This window comes from Sphingobium ummariense RL-3 (genome assembly GCF_000447205.1).
Lineage (GTDB): Bacteria > Pseudomonadota > Alphaproteobacteria > Sphingomonadales > Sphingomonadaceae > Sphingobium > Sphingobium ummariense.
Map to the genome: position 1 here is coordinate 23,904 of NZ_AUWY01000120.1, position 22,176 is coordinate 46,079.

The window sequence follows — 22,176 nt, forward strand, 5'->3', positions numbered from 1 at the left end:
TCTCCTATGCCGGCGCGGCGCCGGTGACATATGTGTATGTCACCTACGCTTATATTGTTGTGGCGGCGATGGCGAGAAATATGATATCAACCTGGCTGATATAAGGGAGAGAGGGATGCGGGGTGGGCGAATGCGCGCCGTTGCGGGCTTGTCATGGGCGCTGCTGACCGGATGCAGCACCATGGGTACGGAATCGGGCCTGCCGCCGCTGGCCATTCGCGGCAGCACGGCAACCCTGGAGATTGCCCCCGTGCTGCTGGCGGCGCGCGATCACTATGGGCCCGGCGCGACCGTGAAGAATGGCGGCATCGGCGACCTTGCCGCGCCGGGGCCATCCGGGCAGGGCGTTGGGGAGAGCGTCGACCTTGCGACCCATGCCGAAACGCAGGCATTGCGCTATTCGGTGTCTCGTCCGGATATCCGCATCATCCTGACGGTGACGGAGGGGCGCTACCGCATCGTCGCGCGGCGTTCGGCGGGCATTGCCGATCTTGCCGACCTCAAGGGCAAGCGCGTCGCCACGCTCGCCACGACGTCCGCTGGATATTTCCTGGCCCGGATGCTGGCGCAGGCAGGGCTGAGCTTTGCCGATATCGAGCCGGTACGGATTTCTCCGATCGAAAACATGGCAGGCGCGCTCGCGCGGCGGGAGGTGGATGCCGTCGCGATCTGGGAGCCGCATGCCGGCAACGCGGTGCATGCGATCGGGGATGACTCGATCGAATTTGCGGGGGAGGGCGTTTACCGTGAACTTTTCAACCTTAACACGACCGCGGCGACTCTGGCCGATCCCCAGAAACGGAAGGGCATCGTCGCTTTTATCCGGGCTGTGAGGGCGTCTGCGGAAAGGACCCGCCGTGATCCGGCCCCGGCGCAGGCGCTGGTGGCCGAGACATCCGGGCTTTCCTCCGATGAGGTCTTGCGCGCTTGGCCGACCCTGGCCTTTCCGGCACGGCTCGCCCCCGATCTGCTCGATGTGTTGGTCGCCGAGGAAGAATGGCTGGCGGCGCAGGACAAGCGCCCGCCACGCTCCCGCGCTACGCTGGCCCAGCTCATCGATGCCAGCGTCTACGAGGAGGCCTTGCGACCGTGAACGCCGCCAGGAGTTGCTAAAAACAAACGACGTTCAGAATTGTGCCATTTTTGGTTGTCAGCTTAGCTGATTTGTCATAAGCAATCGACGTTCGGTAATTTAGAATGAGATTCGTCAGCGGGAAAATCGGCGCGAGCGGGCCGATCCATGCCGCGAGGCGGACGCGAGAAGAAAGCAGAGGGTCGAAGGCGACAGGCCGGACCCACAACTTCTGGGATAGGGGAGGCCGAGATGGCAAAGTTTGAGAATCGGAGTTCCGCGACACCGTTTCGCCGGCTGATGGTCACGACAGCGCTGGCGACGGCCGCCTTCGTGGGCGGGTCCGCTTTTGCACAGGATGCAGCGCCGCAGCCCGATCAGTCTTCTGCCGAAGCGGGCACCGCTGCCGACATCATCGTCACCGCGTCGCGCACCGCGCAGAACGGTCTTCAGGCGCCGACCCCGACGCAGGTCGTCGGCGTCGAGGTGATCGAGCGGCAGGCGGCGACCACGGTGATGGAAGTCCTGAACCAGAACCCTGCGTTCAAGGCGACGCGTTCCCCCGGCGCCAATGCGACCAACACCTCCAGCCCTGCCCAGGCGACGGCGGATCTGCGCGCGCTGGGCGGCCAGCGCACGCTGGTGCTGGTCAACCAGTCGCGCGTCGTGCCCTTCGCGCCTGCCAGCAACCTCGGCGTGCCCACGACCACAGACCTGAACCTCTTCCCGACCAACATGATCGAGCGTGTCGACGTGGTGACGGGTGGCGCATCCGCCCTCTACGGCTCGGACGCCGTGTCGGGCGTCGTCAACATCATCATGAAGAAGAAGTATAAGGGGTTGGAGGTCACAGCCCAGACCGGCATCTCCCAGCGGGGCGATTCCTCGACCCAGCGCATCGGCTTTATCGCAGGCACCAGCTTCGACGACGACCGGGGCAACATCGTCATCAGCGCCGACTATTCGAACAACAACGGCATGGGCGACATCTATAGCCGCGACTGGGGGCGCGAGGAATGGATGATCGTCAGCAATGCGCAGCGCACCGTCCCCGGCACGCCGGGCTTCGGCCAGCCCGCGCTGATCCTCTCGCCCAACGTGCACAACAGCCTGGGCGCGGGCGGCGTGATCATCAGCAACATTCCCGGCCTCACCAACATGACCTTCAACCAGGATGGCTCGATCCGCCCGTTTCAGAAGGGGTCGATATTCGGCGGGCAGGTGATGATCGGCGGCGAGGGCGAATCGATAATCAAGCGCGTGGCGCAGGTGCCCGACGTCCGTCGCTTCACCACCTATGGCAGCATCTATTACGACTTCTCGGACTCGGTGACGGGTTATATCGAGGGCGGCTATTCGCGCTCGGTCGGCTTCCTCGACGGTATCGCGATCCGCCTGGCGAGCCAGACGATCCAGCGCGACAACGCCTTCATTCCCGCCTCGGTGCGCGCGCTGCTGCCCGCGAACGTGCAGTCCTTCAACATCAGCCGCATCGCCTATGACATGGGCAAGAACGACTATGAGGTCGTCAACGAGACGCCCCATGCCACCGTCGGCCTGGAAGGAAAGCTCGGCGCCGGCTGGAAATGGGACGCCCATGCCTCCTACGGCGTGAACAACTATTCCTCGGTGACCTACAACAACCCGGTCAATGCGAACCTCGGCTTCGCGATCGACGCCGTGGTGAATCCCGCGACCGGGCAGATCGTCTGCCGCGCGGTGCTGCAGAACAATCCCGCGGCAGCCGGGTGCCAGCCGCTGAACCTGTTCGGCGAGAATAATTTCAGCGAGGCGGCGCGCGACTATGTGCAGGGCGAAGCATGGTCGAAGGTGAAATATGACCAGGTCACCGCCGCCTTCAACGTGATCGGCGAGCCGGTGGATACCTGGGCAGGGCCGGTCGCCGTGGCGCTCGGTGGCGAGTATCGCCGCGAGACCTCCAAGCTGACGGCCGACCCGGTCGGCTCGAGCAACGGCTTCCTGACCGCAGGCAATGCCGTGCCCTATAGCGGCGACTTCAACGTCAAGGAGGCCTATGTCGAGGTGACGGTGCCGCTGGCGAAGGATACGCCCGGCCTCTACACGCTCGATGTCAACGGCGCTTTCCGCTATGCGGACTATTCCACGGTCGGAGGCCAGACGGCGTGGAAGGTCGGCGCGACCTGGGAACCGATCCGGGGACTGAACGTCCGTGTCGCGCGGTCCCGCGATATTCGAGCCCCCGCGATCAACGAACTGTACAGTCCCGGCAGCAATGTCCGCAACAATGTGACGCTGCTCGTCGACGGGGTGACCAAGAACGCCAACATCCCGCAGAACACCAGCATGGGCAATCCCGACGTCGGTCCCGAATTCGCCGACACGCTGACGGCGGGCTTCGCCTATCGCGGCACCGGTGCGCTGCGCGGGCTGGGACTGTCGGTCGATTATTATAATATCAAGATCAAGGACGCGATCACCAACCTGTCCACGGTGAACATCGCCAATCTGTGTGGCGCGGGCGACAGCTATTTCTGCAGTCTGTTCACCTATGGACCCGACACCAGCACGGCGGACCCCAACGACCGGATTCACACCGGGCTGAATGCGGGATCGCTTAACGTCGGCGCGTTCGAGCAGGAAGGCGTGGACATGACGCTGAACTATTCGACCTCCGTCGGCTTCCTGGGTGATGGCGGGCGCTATGGGGTGTCGGCGAGCGGTACCTACATCTTCAGCGCGCTGGTGGATTCCGGCACCGGCGCCGCGCCCGTCGATCGCGCCGGGGAGAACGGCTGGTCCAACCTGGGGTCGATCCCCACCTTCCGTGGCAACCTGTCGCAGACGATCGGTAACAGGGCGTGGGAACTGACGTTGCAGACGATTTTCATCAGCGCCGGCAAGCAGGACGTGACCTACAACACCGCGCCCACCAACACGATCAACGACAATCGCGTGCCGGCGGTCACCTATTTCAACCTGTTCGGGAAGATCTTCGTTGGGGACGAAAAGCAGTATGAGCTGTTCTGGGCGGTGAACAACCTGCTGGACAAGGATCCGCCGCCGGTTCCCTATACGATCCTGAACTTCCCCACCAACGGCCAATATTACGACAAGGTGGGACGGAGCTTCGTCATCGGCGCGCGGTTCAAATTCTGATCGCGAACCGGGTCGGAAAGGGGGAGGGGGCGCCCGGTGGGCGCCCCCTTTTTTATCAGGAGAAGTTGAGCTGGGCGCCGCCGCGGAACAGGTTGACGAGTTCCCGCCGCGTGCAGAGCCAGCGCTGCTCGTCCTCGTCCCAGCGGAAGGTCTCGGTCGCCCGGCTGATCCTCGCGGGCGCCGTGCTTTCCTGCGGAGCGGCGCCGTCGGCCGCCCAGAGCAACATGTACCAGCTGGCGGTCGCACCGCCGTCCCCATCAAATTCGGCGCGGAAGTTGCTGAAGGCGTGCACCGCGACCCGTTCGCCCCGCGCCTCGCGCCAGCTGTAGAAGCCCTGGATCGCCTCCCGTCCTTCCAGATGCAGCTTGCCGGAGCTGTAGACCGCGTCCGGCGCGTAATAGCTGCCCGCGTTGCGGCCCCAATTGGTGTCGACATCATGCCAGAAATCCGCCAGCCCCTGCTCGAGCTCGGCGGCGGCGATCGCGCGTTCGCGGTTGGTCGTTGGGCGGATCATCATTCGCTTTCCTGATTGAAGAACAGCAACAGCGCCGCGCGGTCGATCGCGGCGCGGACGGCCGGATGGGGGACGAGGCGGCGGTAAAGGTCCAGCGTGTCGGCGAAGCGGATATCGCCTTCATGGTTCACGAAGGGCGCGTCGCTGCCCCAGAGCAGCCTTTCCGGGCCGGCATGGGCGAGCAGCCGGGCGGCGACCTCCGCCGCGATGGCGAAGGGCATGCGGAAACCGGCAGACAGCTTGACCCAGGTCCGGCCGCCGTCGATGGCGCGGCAGAGCGCGTCGGTGCCGGCGCCACGCTCCTCCGGATCGCGCGAGGGCACCCCGAAATGGTCGACCACGATCCGCACACCCGAAGCGTCAAGTGCCGGGAGAAGGCGGGGCAGGCTGGCGCTCCGGCTCAGCAGCTCCACATGCAGGCCGCGATCGGCGATGCGGCGCAGGAAGCCGCGATAGGGTTCGCGCGCGATATCCGGCAGATCCTCCACGCGCCGCCATGCGAGCCGGACGCCGACGACGCCCGCGTCGGCCATCTCGGCGAGCGTGGTAGCATCCGTCTCGGGCGGCACGATCACCGTGGCGCGCAGGCGCCCGGGATGCGATGCGAGCGCCGAAAGCGTATAGGCGTTCCCGTCGTCGAAGAGGCTCGCGGCGGCGATCACCCCATGGGAAATGCCATGGCGGTCGAGATCGGCGAGCCAGGCCTCGACGCCATAGTCATAGTCCGGTCGCGAATGCGCCTCCGCTGCGAAAGGCATCGCGCGCGTGAAGACATGGGCATGCGCGTCGACGGCGGGAGCCTCGGCTGGGACCGCCCCTTCCTCAATGGCCATGACCGGCGCGCACCGGCTTCGGCGCGCCCTTGAGGCTCATCAGCAGGAAGGTGAAGATGCCCGCCGACGCCAGCGGCACGCCGAGCAGCGCGAAGATCATGATGGGGCCGAAGCCCTCGCCCAGCACGAAGGCGCCGAACAGCGGGGCGAAGATCGACGCGACGCGCGCGGCGCCATAGGCCCAGCCGACGCCCGTGGCGCGGCTGCGCGGCGGATAGAGCGACGCGGCGAGCGCGGCGATGCTTGCCTGGCCGCCATGCTGGAACATCGCCATGAACGCGACGGCGACGAACATGCCGATGGTGGGCGCCAGCACGCCGATCAACACGGAGAACAAGGCGGCCAGTAGAAAGGTTGATACCATCACGCGCTTGAAGCCGAACCGGTCGATGAAGAAGCCGATCGACACCATGCCGATGAAGCCGGCGACGGTGTTCACCCCGTTGATGAGCGCCACCTGCGACCAGGGCAGGCCGACGACGTCCTTGAAGATCGTGGTCTTCCATACCCCTGCGGTAATGAAAACGAAGCTGGATATGGTGATCGCCCACATCAGGAAGGTCTTGAGCCGCTGGCCCGGGCCGAGGACGTCGGTGAACAGGACCGCGCTCGCGGCGCGTTCCGGCCGGGGCGGCGCGACCAGCGTCACCGGCTCTTCCCGGCCGGGGTCCATCCGGCGCGCGAGCGACTGGATCTGGGGATCGCCGGGGTCGCGCGCGGCGAGCGAGCGCAGCGATTCCGGCAGCAGGAAATAGATCAGCGGCAGCATCAGCGCCGGCATCGCCACCGCGATCCAGAAGCCGCCGCGCCAGCCGAACGGCTCGAGGATGAAGCCCTGCATCAGCGCGCCGAGCAGCGCACCGATCATCGTGCCGCTGACGGTGATGGTGCTGACGGTCGAGCGCATGCGCTGCGGCGCCGTCTCCGAGACCAGGGACACCAGGATCGGGATCATGGAGGTGCCGCAGAAGCCGGCGATGAAGCGGCAGATGGCGAAAGGCGTCAGCGCGGTGGTGAACAGGATCGCGAAGGCGCTGAGCGCCATGCCGGCGTAGCAGAAGAGCAGCAGCCGCGGCCGGCCGATCCGGTCGGCAAGCGGGGGGATGACGAAGGCGCCCGCCAGCATGCCGATCTGCTGGGCGACCATTGCCGATGTGATGGCGGTGCGCGGCACGCCGAAGTCATGGGCGAGGTCGGGCAGCACCCAACCGACGATATACAGCTCATAGCCGTCGATCGCCGCCAGGATCGTGCAGAGGATCAGGATGGTAAAATGGAAATGGTTGAATTTCAGCCCGTCGAGAAAGCTGTCTACGTCGATAGGCCGGCTGGTCGTTGCCATCCTCTTCCTCCCCTCGCTGCGCTGGCCCGCAATGACAGGGGGCGCTGGCACGTGAATCGCTTATATCATATGCTGTTTGACATATGCAAACAGGCAAGTCGATTTATTTGTCAGCTTGGCTTAGTATCAACTGATCGTCTATAGGAACATTTCGTGACGCGCGCTGCGCGGCAGCCTGTCAACATGCCGCCGTCGCCAGGCGGGAACGGATCGGACATTTGGGTCTTATGGGGAAATCAAGTCGCCCTTCAGCCGGCAACAGCGCGCATTCGATCCTCCACCTGGTCAAGCAGGTCCAGTACAAGGCCTATGTCCGGCTGGAATCCGTGCTCAACCCGCTGGACGTGACGGCGGTGCAGTTCCGCATCCTCACCACTCTTTCGACGCGGCCGGACATGACCTCCGCGGATCTGGCGCGGCTGTATGACGTCAAGCCGCAGACCATGATCAAGCAGATCGCCCTGCTCGAGGCCAAGGGGCTGATCGAACGCCGGGTGAGCGACACGAACAGGCGCTTGCTGGAAGTCCGCCTGACCGAGCTGGGGGCATCGAGCCTCAAGCAGTTGCAGAAGGATACTCGCGCGCTCGAGCAGGAGCTGCTGAAGCCGCTTTCCGCCGACGAGCAGGCGGACCTTCGCGGCTATCTGCTCCGCCTGCTGGAGTCACTGAGCGGAGCAGGCGACGACAAGGCGGAAGGCGATGAAATCGAGGAACTGACACCCGAATATCGTCGGGTCGGCGTCCAGCGGCTTTAGGGACCGCGGAAAAGCCGGGCGGGCGGCCAAGGGCGGCCACAGCATCCTCCCCTGTAAGGTTCGGCAGAGGCACGTGACTCTGCCGAAGGGGACCATGAAGTGGTGGAGGGGTGTAACCCTCCCGATAGCGGGACACCCCTCCGTCAGGCGCTCCGCGCCTGCCACCTCCCCTTACAGGGAGGATGGAAATTGCGAGCCCGCCCATGCCGCCATTCTACTGAAATTCGTCCACGCCGTTCAGCCTTTATACCGTAACGGCCCGGACGAGCGCGGTCCGCTCAGGGCTTCGACGTCGTGAGAGCGCCCATTCGTTGCGACACGTTCTGGGCGGCGTCGAGCATCAGGCGAACGAACTCCTTGTGCTTCGCCCGGCTCATATATTCGCTGGGGCCAAGGATCGTCAGCGTCGCGGCCAGCTTGTTGCTGTAGTCGAAAATGGGGGCGGCGATGCCCGCGAAGTTGCGGTTGAGCATCCCGATTGTGGAGGCATAGCCGAGGGTGCGGACCTTCCCGACGGCTTCCGCAATCTCCTCCTCAGACGGCGTGCGTGCATTGCGGGCCGCGTCATAGGCGTCCTGCGCGGCGCGCGCGCGCATGGTTTCATATTCGGGCAGGTGCGCCAGGAAGACGAGGCCGGTGGCGGTGGTCGTCACCGGCAGGATATAGCCGAGCCGGACCGAGAAGGCGCCCTGCAGCGCGCCGTCCGCCTTCGCGACGATGCAGGGGCCTCGGTCGCCCCAGACGGACAGGTAGATGGCGCAATCCGTCTTGTCGCACAGCTCGGTCAGGGAATCCGACGCGAGCGCGACCACGTCGAGCTGGCGGATCGCGGCCAGGCCGAGCTGGATCGCGAAGGAGCCAAGGCCATAATGGCCGTTCTGGGCATCCTGATAGGCCATGTCCTCGCGCACGAAGCTGACCAGATAGAGATGCACCTTGCTCGGCGGCATCCCCGCACGGGCCGCGATCTCGCGCAGCGGCAGTGGCCCCTCCGCCATGCGCAGCACACGCAGGACGCGAAACCCGACCTCGATCGACTGGACCCGCCTGCGGGATTGCTCGGTATCTGCCATTCGGCTCCCCAAAAGGTTTGACTTGTCTCCGTTCCTTCCTGCCAAGCGGGGGGCGCCCTGTCCACGCGGCAGTTGCTGCGGCGCGACGGATCGGGGCGGTGTCGTCAGGTGCGCTTGCGCCGGTTCCAGGTCTCCAGCGTGTCATGGGCCTCGCCCGCGGCCTGCTCCAGGAAGCCGGGCGCCTCCGTGCGTGCCGCGATTTCCAGCCGCAAGCCATTGGGATCGAAGAAATAGATCGAACGGACGAAGCCGTGATTGACCAGCGGCGTGCTTTGCACCCCATGGTCGGCGAGCCGCTGGCGCATGGCTTCGACATCCTCCACCGAATTGGTTTCCATCGCGAAATGCTGGACCCAGTCGGGTGTGTTGGGCGAGGGCGCGGGCTTCTCGTCGCCGCCCAGGTCGAAGAAGGCGATGTAGGAACCGTCGCCGAGCTGGAAGAAGAAGTGCACATAGGGCTGCTCCTCGCCGGTGCTCGGCACCCGTTCGGACAGCATGCAGTTCACCAGCGGCAGGCCCAGGATATCCTCGTAGAAATGGCGGGTCTCCTCCGCATCGCGGCAGGGATAGGCGAAATGGTACAAGCCGTTAAGCGGCCTCGGATCGGTCATGATGCTCTCCTTTCGCCCGCAGGATAGCAGCATTGCCCGCACGGCATTGTCATCCCGGCGGGATGACGCGGCGGGATCCGGGGTTCAGCGCGTCTGCGCCTGCTGCATCATCATGTCGACGAAGCGGCGCAGCGCAACGGAGCGGTCGCGGGCGCGCCAGACCAGCATCACATGGAATTGCAGGTCCAGGTCGGAGATCGGGATGAGCCGGATATTGGGGTTGGGCGCGCGCGTGCCCGCCGTGGTGACGATCCCCACCCCCATGCCGACCGCAACGAGGCTGAACAGGATGGAATGGGTGGTGCATTCCTGCGTGAAATGCGGGGCATTGCCTGTGCGGATGCAGGCCGCCATCATCCGGTCATAATAGCCCGGAGCGGTGGCCCGGGCAGGCCCCAGCACGGACTCTCCGGCAATTTCTGCCATCGTCACGCTGTCCCGCTGCGCGAAGGCATGGCTTTGATGGACCGCGAGCAGCGTTTCTCCCGTACCGATCGGCGCGCGTTCCAGAACGTCCCGGTCGCGATCGTCGATATGCGCGTCATAGACCAGGCCGACGTCAAGCGTCCCTTCCTTGATCGCGGCCACCTGGTGAAGCGATCCCATGGAGCGCAGGTCGAGCACGACCGACGGCTCATTCTCCCGGAAGTGGAAAAGGCCGTAGGATATGTAGTCATAGGCGGCGATGATCTCGCTCAGCCCGACCCGGATCGTGCCGAGATGCCCGCTGCCCATGCCGCGCGCCCGGTCCACCGCGCGGTCTACCTGTTTCAGGATATCCTCGACCTCTTCCAGGAACGCGCGGCCCGCGCTTGACAGGCGGACGCCGCGGGGAAGCCGTTCGAACAGTTCCACGCCCAGCTCGGCTTCCAGATCCCGGATCTGGCGCGTGAGCGCCGGCTGCGCGACGCGCAGCGCGAGCGCCGCCCGCCCGAAATGTTCCTCTCGCCCGATCGCCCGGAAATAGCGCAGATGCCTCAGCTCCATCGCCGATCCATACTTGTGGGGCATCGAATGCTCAAGAACAAAGAATTGGACCTATCAGTCCGCCTGAAACAGTTTCCATCAAAGCCAACTAAGCGTGAGTGGAGAGCGATGGGCACAGCAGGCCTGGACGAATTGGATTTTGGCAAGCTGTCCGTTGTCGATCTGCTTGGAACGGAAGTGGAAATGTTCACGGCGGGGCAGGGTGCGCCGCTGCTGTTCCTGCATGGGCTGGATGGCCTGGAAGGGTCGGCAGCGGCGTTGCGCGAATTGGCCGGGTCGTTCACCGTCTTCGCGCCCTCGCATCCCGGCTTCGGCGCTTCCGCCCGGCCGGCGCGTCTCAACCGGGTCGACGATCTCGGCTATTTCTATCTGGACCTGATGGACCTCCTCTCGCTCGATCGACCCTTGGTCGTGGGGACGTCCTTCGGCGGATGGGTGGCGGCGGAGACGCTGACCAAGGAGCCCGCGCGCGCGTCGGGGATCGTGCTGGCCTCGCCGCTCGGCCTTCCGACCGCCGACCGGCGCGAGCAGTATGTGGCCGATATCTTCATGCTGTCCCGCCAGGCGCTGGGCGCGCGGATGCAGCGGGGCGCACCATTGCCGGGCAGTGACATGGCGGCGCTCACGAAGATGCCCGAAGACCGAATCCGCCGACTGATGCGCAACGACGAGGCCGCGAGCCTCTATGGGTGGACGCCCTATATGTCGAATCCCAAGCTGCCCGACCGGCTTCACCGCATCGCGGCCCCCGCGCTGGTCCTGTGGGGCGAGGAGGACGCGATCGTCAGCTCCGCCTATCGCGAAGCATGGCGGGCCGCGCTGCCGCAGGCGGAGGTCGAGAGCATCGCCGGGGCGGGACACCGCCTCCATGCCGACCAGCCGGCCGCCTTCGCTTCGCGCCTGGCCGCCTTCGTCGGCTGCTGACGCCTGTCTGGAGAATGATATGAAGATCTGGCAATTCAGCGAGCAGGCCTATCATCCCGCCTTCCAGGCGCCCGGGTCGATGCGGGTGACGCTGCCGCAGCATCTCTGCGATCCGGTCGAGGCCGGGCAGCTGCTCAACCGGTATCTCGACGAATATCTGCTGGCCGACGAGCTGGGGCTGAACATCATGGTGAACGAGCACCATGCGGCCGCCACCTGCATGTCGACATCCTGCATGACGACGCTCGCCATCCTCGCGCGGCAGACGCGCAAGGCGCGCCTGCTGGCGCTGGGCGTCCCGCTGGCGAACCGGTCCAACCCGCTGCGCGTGGCGGAGGAGATCGCCATGGTCGACTGCCTGTCGGGCGGGCGGCTCGAGGTCGGGCTGGTCAAGGGCGCGGCCTATGAGCTGTTCATGTCCAATCGCCAGCCGACCGGCTTCATGGACCGCTTCTGGGAGGCCCATGACCTGATCCTGGCGGCGCTGACCAACCAGGGCGACAACTTTTCCTGGGAAGGCGAGCATTTCCACTATCGCACCGTCAGCCTGTGGCCGCGTCCCATCCAGCAGCCGCATCCGCCCATCTGGGGCACGGCATCCAGCGCATCGAGCGCGCGCGAATATGGCCGCCGCGACTATCATTGCGCGACCTTCCTGTCGGGCGCCGTGGCCCGCTCGGTCTTCGCGGGCTATCGCGAGGCCTATGCCGAGGCGCATGGGCGCCAGCCCTCGCAGGACAAGCTTGCCTATCTCGCGCTGGTGGCGTGTGCGGATGATACTGCCACCGCATTCCGCCGCGCCGAGCGGATGAAGAGCTATTTCACCACGGCGGCGAGGCTCGATCCCCAGTTCCGCAATCCGTGGGGCTTCAACGCGGTGGAGGCCAATGTCCGGATGCTGCAGGCCGGCCCGGCCGCGATGCGGCCGCGGATGCGCAACGGCGAGCCGCTGCCGGTCGACGGGTCGATCGAGCAATATATGGATGCGGGGCTGTTCTTCGTCGGCACGCCCGACGAGGTCTATTCGCAGCTCGCCCGGTTCCATGGCGAAACCGGCGGGTTCGGCAACCTGCTGATGATGGGGCAGGCGGGCGAGCTCGATCATGCGGAAACCGCCGACAACCTGACGCTGGTGGCCCGCGAAGTCGCGCCGCGGCTCGCGGAGCTGCCGGAGCATAATCTCGAGGTGCGCTATGAGGCCGTGGGCTGATCCCGTGGATTGCCCGCCGGTGCTGGGCGAGGGCATGGCCCGCTATGTGGAGTTGTTCCTGGCACAGCCGCCCGCCGCGGACAGGGAGGGGATGCGCCTTGTCGGCGACCTGACGGCGCGGCGCTTCGCACAGGGATATGCGCCCGATGTGCAACGGTTCGACAGCTATGTCGCCGCGCCCGGTCGGGAGATTCCCGTGCGTGTCTTCGATCCGGGCGGCGATGCGCCGCGGCCGGCAATATGCTATTTCCACGGCGGCGGCTTCGCGATGGGGAGCGTCGAGAGCTTCGACATCGCCTGCGCGGCGCTGGCCGAAGCGACCGGCGCGGTGGTCGTCAGCGTCCACTATCGCCGGCTGCCCGAGGCGGACTATGCCGCCGCGCAGGACGATTGCGATCGGGCCTTCGCATGGATGCTGCGCCAGGCCGGCGTGCTGGGTATTGATCCCGCGCGCGCCGGGATCGCCGGCGACAGCGCCGGCGCGCTGCTCGCTCTGGCCTGCAGCGCGAATATGCGCGATGCGGGAGTCGGGTTGCCCGCCTTCCAGCTGCTTTTCTACGGCGCCTTCGCCATGGACCCGGAGCGGCCGGCCTATGCCGCCAGCCGCGATCCGCTGCTGACCGGGGAGAAGATCGGGCACTATATCGCGCTGTTCCGGGATCGCGGTGGCCTTTCGCGCTATCCCTCGCCGGTCGATCGCGACGATCTCGCGGTATTGCCCCCGACCCATCTGGTCGCCGCCGAACATGATCCGCTGTGCGGTGAAGCGCAGGAACTGGCAGAGCGGCTGGCGGCGGCGGGTGTCGTGACCACCTTTCGAGTGGCGCCTGGCATGATCCATGGCTTCCTGCGCGCCGTCGGCGTGTCGCCGGCCGCGCGCGGGGAGCTGGAAAGCGCGGCCGAGGCGGTGCGCGCTCTTGTCGAGGGCTGGTGAGCATGAAGAAGGACGAGAGCTATGAACGCGGCCGCGCCATGCGGTTCGACATGTTCGGCGAACCCGGAGTGGCGAGCCTGGACCATGCCGACGATTTCAGCGAACCGCTGCAGGACCTGGTGACGCGCCTGTGCTTCGGGGACGTGTGGAGCCGGCCGGGCCTGGACCGCAAGACGCGATCCATGCTGACGATCGCCATCCTGGTCGGCCAGTCGCGGCCCGACCAGCTCCGCAACCATATCAACGGCGCCCTGGCCAATGGCGTGACCAAGGAGGAGATCCGGGAGATCCTGCTCCATGCGACGCTCTATGTCGGACTGCCCGCCGGAACGGACAGCTGGCGCCACGCGCGCGAAGCGCTGCAGGCGGCCGATGCCTATTGAAAGCGCAGGGCATGGCTACACGCGGGACATCGCCCCCATCGAGGAGATCATCGAGACGGCGCGCAACGGCGGCGCCTATATCCTGGTCGATGCCGAGGATCGGGAGAATGAGGGCGACGTCATCATCCCCGCCCAGTTCGCGACGCCGGCCCGGATCAACTTCATGGCCCGCCATGCGCGGGGCCTGATCTGCCTGGCGATGACTCAGGATCGCGCGCGGGAATTACGCCTGCCGCCAATGGTGGCGGAGAACCGGTCGGGGTTGCGCACCGCCTTCACCGTGTCGATCGAGGCGCGGGAGGGCATCACCACGGGCATCTCCGCGCATGACCGCGCGCATACCGTCTCGGTGGCGATCGACCCGACCCGCGGATGCGACGACATCGTCTCGCCGGGCCATGTCTTTCCACTGGTGGCGCGCCCGGGTGGCGTGCTCGTGCGAGCGGGGCATACGGAGGCCGCGGTGGATGTGTCGTCCCTTGCCGGGCTGATGCCGGCGGGCGTGATCTGCGAGGTGATGAACGACGACGGCACCATGGCCCGGCTGCCGGACCTGGTCCGCTTTTCCCGCGAGCATGGCCTGCCCATCGGCACGATCGCCGACCTGATCAGCTATCGCCGCCGGACGGAGCGCTGCGTCACCCGCGTGCACGAGGAAGCGTTCGAGACGGTCTACGGCACCGGATTCCGGCTGTCGGTGTTCCGCAGCCTGGTCGACAATGTCGAGCATGTCGCGCTGTCGCGAGGGCGCATTGCCCCGGACCAGCCGACGCTGGTGCGGATGCACCGGCTCGATTTCGTGTCGGACATGCTGGGTCCTCCGCACGATCGGCGCGAATATGTCCAGCGCGCGCTGACCCGGATCGGACTGCATGAGGGCGCTGGCGTCATCGTGTTCATCCGCGACCCTTCGGCCAGCGCGATCTCCGACCGGCGCAGCAACGGCGCCGTCCCGACCCGCGACCAGCGCATTCGCGATTATGGCATGGGCGCGCAGATCCTGCTCGACCTCGGCGTCAGGGACATCGTGCTGATGACCGACAGCGAAGCGCGGCTGTCGGGCATCGAGGGCTACGGGCTGCGCATCATCGGCAGGGAAGGATTGAGTGGAGATGAGTGAGCCAGCAAGCGCCGTCGCAGCGCCCCTGGGCGTGGCGGAGCAACTGAAGCAGGGGCTGCGCCGGCTGGGGAAAGCCGTGGTGGTCATCACCGCATGGCATGAGGAGCGCCGCTGGGCGATGACCGCGACGGCCGTCAGCGAGCTCAGCATGGAGCCGCCGTCGCTGCTCGTCTGCGTGAACAGGAATGCCAGCCTGCACGGCCCTTTGACGGGGCGTGCGCATTTTTGCGTCAACATCCTCCATCGCGACCAGCTTGACGTGTCGCACGCCTGCAGCGGGAAGCTGAAGGGCGAGGACCGTTTTCGCGAGGGTGAATGGGGGGCGGGACCGTCCGGCACGCCTTTCCTGCGCGACGCCCAGGCCAGCTTCTTCTGCCGGTACGAGACGCATCTGGACTATGGCACGCACGCGGTCGTGATCGGCGCCGTCGAGCAGGTCGAGATCGCGGGCGACGTCGACCCGCTGATATATCTGGACGGCGGATATGTGCGGGCGGCGGCGCTCTGATATCAGCCTGGCTGTTTCTCTCTTCCCATATGTCAGTTGGACTGTTATAAGCTAAGCTGTCATTTGATATCTCGCACGGTCGCAAGAGCCGGGCGGGAGAGGATAGCGGAGGATATCGCCATGCAGTTCGGCTTGTTCTACGAGCATCAGTCGCCGGCGCCGTTCACGGCGGAGAAGGATCGCCAGATCTTTCACAATGCGCTCGACGAGCTCGAGCTCGCGGACCGCCTGGGCTACGACTATGCGTGGCTGGTCGAGCATCATTTCCTCGAGGAATATTCGCACAGCTCCGCGCCAGAGGTGTTCCTGGGCGCGCTCAGCCAGCGCACGAAGCGGATGCGGCTGGGGCACGGAATCTGCGTGATGCCGCCGAAGATCAACCATCCCGCGCGCGTCGCGGAGCGCATCGCCACGCTGGACCTGCTGTCGAACGGCCGCGTCGAATGGGGGACCGGGGAAAGCGGCACCGCTGTGGAGCTGGAAGGGTTCGGCGTCGATCCCGACCAGAAGAAGGACATGTGGCGGGAGGCGACCGAGCAGTGCGCCAACATGCTCGCCATGACCCCCTATCCGGGCTTTGCGGGCGACCATTTCTCGATGCCGGCGCGTAACATCGTGCCCAAGCCGCTCCAGGCGCCGCATCCGCCGCTGTGGGTCGCCTGCTCGCGGCGCGACACCATCCTCCATGCCGCCCGCAACGGGATGGGGGCGCTGGTCTTCGGTTTCGCCGCCCCCGAGCAGGCGGGCAAATGGGTCGAGGAATATTACGACATCATCCGGTCGGAGGAATGCGTCCCCATCGGCCATGCCGTGAACGCCAATTTCGCGATCGTCACCGCGCTGTCGGTGCACGAGGATGAGGCCGAAGCAATTGCCCGCGGCACCGAGGGTTTCAAATATTTCGGCTATTCGCTGGGCTTCTATGCCTCCTTCGGGCGCCATGTGCCCGGTCATTCGACGGTGTGGGAAGGATTCAAGAGGGCCGAGGCGGGGATCGAGGACAATCATGGCAATGGCGGCATCGGCACGCCCGAGCAGGTCTATGCGCATTGCAAGGCCTATGCGGATGTCGGCGTCGACCAGATCATCTTCGTGCAGCAGACCGGGCCGGCCAATCACGACCATATCCGGCAGTCGCTGGAGCTGTTCGCCACGACCGCGATGCCGCGGCTGAAGCAAGGCGAGGAGGAGCGGCTGGCCAGGAAGCAGGCCGAACTGGCGCCCTATATCGAGGCGGCGCTGGCGCGGAAGAACTATATGGCGCCGGTCGCGATCGAGGATGTCGAGCCGGTGCGGTCCTATGGCCTGCGCAAGAAGGAAGCCGGGACGTTCGAGAATACGCGGTCGGATCGCGGTGGCGGGCTGGCGGTGGTCGCCGACGATCCGCTCGCGCTGGTTTCGGGCCAGGCCGAAAAAGCCGCGGGATGAGCATCTTGCGCAGTCGGGTGGTCGTGATCACGGGCGCGAGTTCCGGTATCGGCGCAGCCTGCGCGATCGCCTTCGTCGAAACGGGCGCGAAGGTCGTGCTCGCAGCGCGCCGGGCCGAACGGCTGGAATCGCTGGTGGCGCGACTCGAATCGATGGGCGGCGAGGCGTTGGCCGTGACAACCGACGTCACGGACGAGGACGCGGTGGCCGCCCTCTTTGCCCGGACGGTCGAGCGTTTCGGCGGCGTGGACGTGCTGGTCAACAACGCCGGCATCGCCGACAGCACGCCCGCCGAGAACGCCAGCCTTGCGCTGTGGCACAGGGTAATCGACACCAACCTGACATCCGCCTTCCTCTGCGCGCGGGCGGCGATCCCGCTGATGCGGGCGCGGGGCCATGGCCGGATCATCAATGTCGGATCGATCTCCGCCCGGGTGCCGCGCAAGGAAAGCCCCGCCTATACGGCAAGCAAATGGGGACTGGACGGCCTGACCCGCGCGCTGGCGATCGATTGCCGCGCGGATAATATCGCCGTGTCGATATTCCATCCCGGCATCGTCGCGACGGAGCTGGGCGGCGGGATCAGCAGCCTGCCCGATGACCTGGTCGCCCGGCCCGAGGATGCGGCGGGCGTGATCGTCCACATGGCCGACCTGCCCGACCATCTGAACTTCTACGAAGCACTGGTGGTGCAGAACAAGATCCCGTTCCTCGGCCGGGGATAGGCGACGCCTATCCGTCTTGCGCCTGCGCATCCACCAGCGTCTTGAGCTTGCGCGCGGCGCTCACCGCGACCGGCCAGCCGGCGTAGAAGGCGATGTGCGCGATCGCTTCGCCCAGTTCCTCCACGGTCAGGCCGTTTTCCAGCCCCAGCTCCATATGGCCCTGCGCCTGATCGCGATCGAGGGCGACCAGACAGGTGATGGTGATCAGGCTGCGGTCGCGCGGCGAAAGCTCCGAGCGCTCCCACACCTTGTCGTAGAGGATGTCCTGGGTCAGTTCGTCGAGCAGCGGTGCGACGCTTGCCAGTTCGCGGCCGCGGCCGCCCGAAGGACGCTTCACAGGCTTTCTCCCGTCTGTCGGTAGGGCACGAAATGCGCTGCAGCCGCATTCAACGCGCCGCGGATCATGCCCAGGTCTGACAGCCAGGCGATATAGCGGACACCGCGTGCAACATAGGCCTCCAGCTGAGCGGCGTTGCCGACGACCGTGCCGATATGCTTGCGCCCGGCCGCGACCTCGATCACCCGGTCGATCGCCGCGACGACGTCCGGATGCCCCGCATTGCCAGGATGGCCGAGCGACTGGCTGAGATCGCCCGGGCCGATGAACAGCACGTCGAGCGCATCGATCGCGCACAGCGTCTCCACTTCCTCCACCATTTCCTTGTTCTCGATATGCACCGCCACCAGCGTTTCCGCATTGGCGCGAGTCTCATAGTCTGGGACCGTGCCGTAGCCGGCGGCGCGGCATGCCCTGGCCGATCCGCGCTCCCCCACCGGCCAGTATTTCGCCTTGTTGATCACCTCGCGCACCTCCGCCGCACTCTTGAGCGAGGGAACCTGGATCCCGCTCGCACCGCTGTCGAGCACATGCAGGATATTGGCTTCCTGCGCATCGGGCGTGCGGATGACGCTGCTCATGCCCATTCTTTCGCAGGTGCGGATCAGGTTCTCGATCTGGCCATGGGTGAAGCAACCATGTTCGGCATCGACGATGAGGAAATCGAACCCGGCCAGCCCGTACAGCTCGGCGATCGAAGGCGCATCCACCTTGAGGAAGCTGCCGAACACCGTCTCCCCCGCATCGAGCTTCCGCTTCACTGCCGAATGGAACACCGCGCACCTCTCCCTTTTCAGTTGCTATTTACAAACGACGTTCAACATGGCAGCCAAATCTTCATAAGCCAAGCTTTCATAGCAGATGCATGGGCGGTCTCGACAGGGGAGTATGTGCAGCGTGGCAAATGCCCCGCATCCGGGCAATGGCGGGACCGACCCGGAGGCTCCTGCACTGGCCGACGGCCTCGCTGATTATCTCGCCGCGGTGCGGCGACCGCCGGAGGCTGCAGCGTCGCTGGAAGCGGCGCGGCTGATCGCCGATCGGGACGCGCGAAAACTGGCCTATCCCCGGCCGGCGGGAATGGTCGTCTCCGACAGCTATGTCGTGAGCGTCGGGATGGAGATTCCGGTGCGGATCTATCGGCCGGAAGGGGGGGGCGCGCGGGCTGCGATCCTCTATTTCCACGGCGGCGGCTTCACCATCGGGAGCATAGAAAGCTATGATTGCCTGGCCACGGCGCTGGCGGAGGCGACGGGCGCGAGCGTCATCAGCGTCCATTATGCCCGGCTGCCCGAATCGACACCGCGTGCCACGCTGGCCCAATGCCTGGAGGTGCTGCGCTGGGTTCGCCGGATGGCGGGGCTTCTGGGGATCGATCCCCGGCGCCTGGCCGTGGCCGGCGACAGCGCGGGCGCCTTCCTTGCCACGCACCTGGCCATGTTGGCCCGCGATGGTCCGGCGCTCGCCTGCCAGATCCTGTGCTATGGCGTCTACGATCTCGATCCGGCGCGGGAGGCCTATTCCCGGGCGCGGGATCCCGCGCTTGCCCGGCCAGTGATCGAATCAATCATCGCGACCTATCGCTCCTGCGAGGCGAAGGACGGGGCCGCCACCGACGCGCCGCTGCGCATCCCGGACCTGTCGGGCCTTCCGCCGACGGTGCTGCTGGGGGCAGAACATGATCCCATGGCCCAGGAGGGACGGGAATATGCCGCGGCCCTGCGATCGGCCGGCGTTCCGGTCGTGGAGCGGGTGGCGCCCGGCATGTGCCACGGTTTTCTGCGTGCCGTCCGCTTTTCCGGCCCCGCGCGGGACGAGATGCGCTGGCTGGCAACCGCCTTTCACCAACAGTTGAGACGACAAGGATAGAATGATGGCGCTGAAGAAAGAGGACCCCGCATTCCAGGCCGGTCGGGAGATGCGCAAGCAGCTGTTCGGGGCGGGGAGCATCGAGCGCCTCGATGCCGCCGACGATTTCCACGAGCCGCTGGAAAATTATGTCACCGCCGCCTGTTTCGGGGAGACCTGGACCCGGCCGGGCCTGACCTTGCGCGAACGGAGCCTGATCACGATGGCGATCTGCGCGGCGCTCAACCGGCACACGCCGCTCAAGCGGCTCGTCAAATGCGCCGTGCAGAACGGCGCGACCAAGGAGGATATTCGCGAAGTGCTGTTGCAGACGACATTGTATATCGGGGTCGCCGGCGGGGTCGAAAGCTGGGGCCTGGCGGCCGAGGCACTGAAGGAAATCGACGCCTATTGAGCCGTGGGGGCGGGGCGGGCCGCCTTGAGGCCCGCCGCCTCGACCCCCGCCGTGGCACAGGCGGCATCCTCCGCGGGCTTTCCGCCCGACACGCCCACGCCGCCCAGCAAGGCCCCTTCCGCCGTATAAATCGGCACACCTCCCTGCAGAGCGGCGACGGACGGCATTCCGGCGGGAGGGTTCATGGCGGCGATGTCCGCCGTCGCGCGGCCGAACTTGGCAGCCGAGACCGCCTTCCATTGCGCGATCTCGCCCCCGGCGGTCGATACCCCGTCCATATGCGCCAGCGTCACGGCCATGCCGTGCGGTTCCAGCACGACGATCGTGACCTTCATGCCGCGTTGCCTCGCCCAGGCGAGGCAGCTGTCCCGGATGGCGGCTGCACTCCCATAGTCGAGCGCAGGGCGCGCGGTTTGCGCGGCGCATGGAATCGCCGCGAGGGGGAACGCGGCCAGCCATGCGGAAAGAATGAATCTGACGGACATCGCCCGTTCTCCTCACCGGTTTCGGACGCTCTTTTGTCGCACATATGGTCTAGGCGGCAAGAAGAAAATCATATATTGCTGAACGTCATTAGAAATAAGCATGCGAATCCAGAGGGCGGTGACCAAGCGAACGCTGCCCCTTCGAACAAGGAGAGCGATGGTGGCAGCGGCTGTGAATCCGGGAGGAACGCTGGGTTTGCCGGCGAAGATGAGCGTCTATCAATATGCGGTCGTCGCGCTGTGCTGCCTCATCAACATCGCGGACGGGTTTGATGTGGTGTCCCTGGCCGTCGCGGCCCCCGTGCTCACGCGCGAATGGCACGTCGATCCCGCCCTGCTGGGCGCGATGTTCAGCGCTGCGGCGGGGGGCCTGGTAATCGGCGCTTTCGTGATCGGTCCCATGGCGGACAGGATCGGACGGCGGCCGGTCATGCTGGGGGCGCTCGGGACATTGGCCGTCGCGCTGCTGGCCAGCGGCGTCGCGGCGAACATATGGCAGCTCTTCATCCTGCGCACCATTACCGGCATCGGGCTCGGCACGCTGGTGGTGTGCCTCAACACCACGGTCGCCGAACATGCGAGCGAGAAGGCGCGCAACATGTCGCTGGCCGTCCTCCATATCGGCTTCACCATGGGGATGATGCTGGGAAGCGGCATCGCGGCCTATGCGCTGCAGACGTCGGGATGGAGGTTGATCTTCCTGGCGGCCGGGGCGCTCAACGTGCTGACCTTCATGCTCAGCCTCTTTTTGCTGGGGGAGTCGCGCGAATTCCTGGTGCGGCGACAGGCGCCGGGCGATCTTGACCGGCTCAACCGCTTGAATCGCAGGATGGAGATCGCGGAGCTTGCCGCCATGCCGCCCCGGCCTGACCGATCGAAGGATCGCGGCGCTGCGCTGCGCGTGATGTTGTCGCCGGAAATGCGGACCCAGACGATCCTGGTGTGGATTGCGTCGGCGACCTACGCGATCGTCGGCTATTTCCTGCTGAACTGGAAACCGACGATCCTCGCCAATGCAGGGCTCAGCCCGACCCTGGCGGCGGCCAGCGGCATCATCACCGGGGCCTGCGGGACGCTGGGGCATCTCGCCATGGGGGCATGGAGCCGGCGCGTGGGCGAAGGGCGGCTGACGACCATCTTCTTCGGCGCGGGGGCCATCACGCTCGTGATCTTCGGCGTCCAGCCGCCGGTGCCGATCGCCCTGCTGGCGATGGCGGGGATCACGACCTTCTTCGTCGTCGGCGCCTATACCGGCCTCTTCCTGGTTTCGGTGGTGATGTACCCGCAGAGCATCCAGAATGCCGGCGTCGGCTTCATCGTCGGCTTCGGCCGGGTGGGGGCGATCATCGGGCCGGCCATAGGGGGGGTCCTGCTGAGCGCGGGCCTGAGCCGGATGGATACCTATTTCGTTTTCTCGGCGATCGCGGTGATCCCGGTCGTCACCATGTATCTCGCCTGCCGCGCGGCAGGCAACACCCCGCTCCGGTCCGGCCGGATGCCTTTAGGAGAATTCGATGCCGAACCCGCGCGTTAA

23 protein-coding genes are annotated in these 22,176 nt (G+C 66.0%); 14 read left to right on the plus strand and 9 right to left on the minus strand.

All coding sequences use genetic code 11. The annotated features are described in order from the left end of the window. Positions 1 to 130 precede the first annotated feature (130 nt). Together M529_RS42860 and M529_RS42865 are read left to right on the plus strand one after the other, a co-directional pair. Entirely contained in the window at positions 131 to 1,093 is a 963-nt protein-coding gene (locus tag M529_RS42860; protein ID WP_021319376.1) for an ABC transporter substrate-binding protein, read from the plus strand. A gap of 279 nt (positions 1,094 to 1,372) precedes the next feature. Further along, complete coding sequence (locus M529_RS42865) at positions 1,373 to 4,210, plus strand: TonB-dependent receptor plug domain-containing protein (RefSeq protein ID WP_021319377.1); 2,838 nt, start codon at positions 1,373 to 1,375, stop codon at positions 4,208 to 4,210. 55 nt (positions 4,211 to 4,265) lie between these two features. Here M529_RS42865 and M529_RS42870 read toward each other — a convergent pair whose 3' ends face one another. Genes M529_RS42870 through M529_RS42880 form a run of 3 tightly spaced genes read right to left on the minus strand, consistent with a single transcriptional unit; the run spans position 4,266 to position 6,899 of the window. Further along, positions 4,266 to 4,727 (minus strand): Cif family virulence factor, encoded by a 462-nt coding sequence (locus M529_RS42870; RefSeq protein ID WP_021319378.1) that lies wholly within the window; start codon positions 4,725 to 4,727, stop codon positions 4,266 to 4,268. Beyond that, positions 4,724 to 5,557 (minus strand): amidohydrolase family protein, encoded by an 834-nt coding sequence (locus M529_RS42875; RefSeq protein ID WP_021319379.1) that lies wholly within the window; start codon positions 5,555 to 5,557, stop codon positions 4,724 to 4,726. Before M529_RS42875 ends, M529_RS42870 begins: the two co-directional genes overlap by 4 nt. Continuing rightward, positions 5,547 to 6,899, minus strand: coding sequence for an MFS transporter (locus M529_RS42880; protein WP_021319380.1), 1,353 nt, complete (start codon positions 6,897 to 6,899; stop codon positions 5,547 to 5,549). Before M529_RS42880 ends, M529_RS42875 begins: the two co-directional genes overlap by 11 nt. Positions 6,900 to 7,126: 227 nt before the next feature. On the opposite strand from M529_RS42880, the gene M529_RS42885 reads away from it, so the two are divergent. Then, positions 7,127 to 7,654: a MarR family winged helix-turn-helix transcriptional regulator gene (locus tag M529_RS42885; RefSeq protein ID WP_021319381.1), complete on the plus strand. Its 528-nt coding sequence runs from the start codon at positions 7,127 to 7,129 to the stop codon at positions 7,652 to 7,654. Positions 7,655 to 7,932: 278 nt separating this feature from the next. Here the strand turns inward: M529_RS42885 and M529_RS42890 are convergent, their stop codons facing one another. From M529_RS42890 to M529_RS42900, 3 genes are all read right to left on the minus strand, one after another. After that, positions 7,933 to 8,727 carry an IclR family transcriptional regulator gene (locus tag M529_RS42890; RefSeq protein ID WP_021319382.1) on the minus strand — a complete coding sequence of 265 codons (795 nt, stop codon included), beginning with the start codon at positions 8,725 to 8,727 and terminating at the stop codon, positions 7,933 to 7,935. A gap of 104 nt (positions 8,728 to 8,831) precedes the next feature. Next, positions 8,832 to 9,338 (minus strand): VOC family protein, encoded by a 507-nt coding sequence (locus tag M529_RS42895; protein ID WP_021319383.1) that lies wholly within the window; start codon positions 9,336 to 9,338, stop codon positions 8,832 to 8,834. Between the two features lie 84 nt (positions 9,339 to 9,422). Beyond that, positions 9,423 to 10,349: a LysR family transcriptional regulator gene (locus tag M529_RS42900; protein ID WP_084491272.1), complete on the minus strand. Its 927-nt coding sequence runs from the start codon at positions 10,347 to 10,349 to the stop codon at positions 9,423 to 9,425. A gap of 84 nt (positions 10,350 to 10,433) precedes the next feature. Between M529_RS42900 and M529_RS42905 the strand changes: the two genes are divergently transcribed. The 8 genes from M529_RS42905 to M529_RS42935 all read left to right on the plus strand — a co-directional run bounded on the left by M529_RS42905 (position 10,434) and on the right by M529_RS42935 (position 17,557). Further along, positions 10,434 to 11,249 (plus strand): alpha/beta fold hydrolase, encoded by an 816-nt coding sequence (locus M529_RS42905; protein ID WP_021319385.1) that lies wholly within the window; start codon positions 10,434 to 10,436, stop codon positions 11,247 to 11,249. Between the two features lie 19 nt (positions 11,250 to 11,268). Beyond that, the gene (locus M529_RS42910) at positions 11,269 to 12,459 is read left to right on the plus strand and encodes an LLM class flavin-dependent oxidoreductase (RefSeq protein ID WP_021319386.1); all 1,191 of its coding nucleotides are present in this window, start codon (positions 11,269 to 11,271) and stop codon (positions 12,457 to 12,459) included. Beyond that, entirely contained in the window at positions 12,443 to 13,393 is a 951-nt protein-coding gene (locus M529_RS0125020; RefSeq protein WP_021319387.1) for an alpha/beta hydrolase, read from the plus strand. The genes M529_RS42910 and M529_RS0125020 overlap by 17 nt, the downstream gene beginning before the upstream one ends. A gap of 2 nt (positions 13,394 to 13,395) precedes the next feature. After that, the gene (locus M529_RS42915; protein ID WP_021319388.1) at positions 13,396 to 13,776 is read left to right on the plus strand and encodes a carboxymuconolactone decarboxylase family protein; all 381 of its coding nucleotides are present in this window, start codon (positions 13,396 to 13,398) and stop codon (positions 13,774 to 13,776) included. After that, positions 13,766 to 14,896: a 3,4-dihydroxy-2-butanone-4-phosphate synthase gene (gene ribB / locus M529_RS42920; RefSeq protein WP_021319389.1), complete on the plus strand. Its 1,131-nt coding sequence runs from the start codon at positions 13,766 to 13,768 to the stop codon at positions 14,894 to 14,896. Before M529_RS42915 ends, ribB begins: the two co-directional genes overlap by 11 nt. Next, positions 14,889 to 15,404 carry a flavin reductase family protein gene (locus M529_RS42925; RefSeq protein ID WP_021319390.1) on the plus strand — a complete coding sequence of 172 codons (516 nt, stop codon included), beginning with the start codon at positions 14,889 to 14,891 and terminating at the stop codon, positions 15,402 to 15,404. The genes ribB and M529_RS42925 overlap by 8 nt, the downstream gene beginning before the upstream one ends. A 120-nt stretch (positions 15,405 to 15,524) precedes the next feature. After that, a complete protein-coding gene (locus M529_RS42930) occupies positions 15,525 to 16,832 on the plus strand; it encodes an LLM class flavin-dependent oxidoreductase (protein ID WP_021319391.1) in 1,308 nt (435 codons plus the stop codon). After that, on the plus strand, positions 16,829 to 17,557 hold the full coding sequence (locus M529_RS42935; protein ID WP_021319392.1) for an SDR family oxidoreductase: 729 nt from the start codon (positions 16,829 to 16,831) through the stop codon (positions 17,555 to 17,557). Before M529_RS42930 ends, M529_RS42935 begins: the two co-directional genes overlap by 4 nt. A gap of 7 nt (positions 17,558 to 17,564) precedes the next feature. Here M529_RS42935 and M529_RS42940 read toward each other — a convergent pair whose 3' ends face one another. Both M529_RS42940 and M529_RS42945 read right to left on the minus strand, forming a co-directional pair. Beyond that, positions 17,565 to 17,894: a carboxymuconolactone decarboxylase family protein gene (locus M529_RS42940; protein WP_021319393.1), complete on the minus strand. Its 330-nt coding sequence runs from the start codon at positions 17,892 to 17,894 to the stop codon at positions 17,565 to 17,567. Then, a complete protein-coding gene (locus tag M529_RS42945) occupies positions 17,891 to 18,670 on the minus strand; it encodes an HpcH/HpaI aldolase family protein (protein ID WP_021319394.1) in 780 nt (259 codons plus the stop codon). The genes M529_RS42940 and M529_RS42945 overlap by 4 nt, the downstream gene beginning before the upstream one ends. Positions 18,671 to 18,791: 121 nt before the next feature. On the opposite strand from M529_RS42945, the gene M529_RS0125025 reads away from it, so the two are divergent. After that, on the plus strand, positions 18,792 to 19,763 hold the full coding sequence (locus M529_RS0125025; RefSeq protein WP_161626373.1) for an alpha/beta hydrolase: 972 nt from the start codon (positions 18,792 to 18,794) through the stop codon (positions 19,761 to 19,763). 1 nt (position 19,764) lies between these two features. After that, positions 19,765 to 20,157, plus strand: coding sequence for a carboxymuconolactone decarboxylase family protein (locus tag M529_RS42950; protein WP_084491279.1), 393 nt, complete (start codon positions 19,765 to 19,767; stop codon positions 20,155 to 20,157). Here the strand turns inward: M529_RS42950 and M529_RS47845 are convergent. Then, positions 20,151 to 20,642, minus strand: a complete 492-nt coding sequence (locus M529_RS47845) for a heme-binding protein (protein ID WP_021319397.1) — start codon at positions 20,640 to 20,642, stop codon at positions 20,151 to 20,153. The two genes, M529_RS42950 and M529_RS47845, sit on opposite strands and share 7 nt — an antisense overlap. Positions 20,643 to 20,799: 157 nt before the next feature. On the opposite strand from M529_RS47845, the gene M529_RS42960 reads away from it, so the two are divergent. After that, a complete protein-coding gene (locus M529_RS42960) occupies positions 20,800 to 22,176 on the plus strand; it encodes an MFS transporter (RefSeq protein WP_021319398.1) in 1,377 nt (458 codons plus the stop codon).